Source organism: Vibrio sp. 1401, from assembly GCF_033340295.1.
This window is the reverse complement of sequence record NZ_JAWOWF010000355.1, coordinates 1-709: the sequence shown is the minus strand read 5'-3', so window position 1 is coordinate 709 and position 709 is coordinate 1. Positions and strand designations below refer to the sequence as shown.

Genomic DNA, 709 nt, shown 5'->3' with positions numbered 1-709 from the left:
TTTGGACGGGGAGGGCTGAAGTCCCCAATATTCCAGAACTCAGTGTCGGCCTAGTTGTAAGTAAGTACAAAGACTTGATTGGTAATATGGGCGAAGATGATTCTTCCAACGCAATGCCAATCACACCAACCTTGGCGATCACGCCAGTAGGCAATGTGGATAGCAGCAATGCTGCCGCATTGCAGATCACCGGTACTTCAAGCCGCTTTGATGGCCAAACCGTGAGCGTAGAAATCAAATCGCAAGGCAGTGACACGGTTATCGCCAGCGGCAGTGCCACGGTACAAAGTGGTGGCGCTTGGACGAGCAACGCGATGGACATCAGTGGTGAGCCAAATGGCACCTACACCGTGGTGGTGACGGGGACCAATGCCTCAAACGTGGAAGCAACAGAAAGCATAAACTTCACGTTGGCACAGGCGTTGCCAACACTGACTAACGCGACCTTTAACCCAACGCACCAAGCGGAAGGACAAAATGTGACGGTCAGACTGGAGTTCGATAAAGCGCTGCAAGCAGCAAGCGCAGAGCTTGGTGGTTCCGCCATCACGCTGACTAAGACAGCGGAGGCGAAAGTCTGGACCGGTGATGTTGTGGTGCCAGTGTCGTCAGAGCTAACCGTAGGCTTGGTGGTGAAAGACTACCAAGACCTTTCGGGGAATACGGGGGCAGAAGACCGCAGCCACTCGATGCCGATCACACCAACCTT

1 pseudogene is annotated in these 709 nt (G+C 53.7%); it reads left to right on the top strand.

Going from position 1 to position 709, the window contains the following annotated elements:
- Positions 1–709 (top strand): annotated as a pseudogene (locus R7Z77_RS25600) (hypothetical protein); the annotation flags it as partial.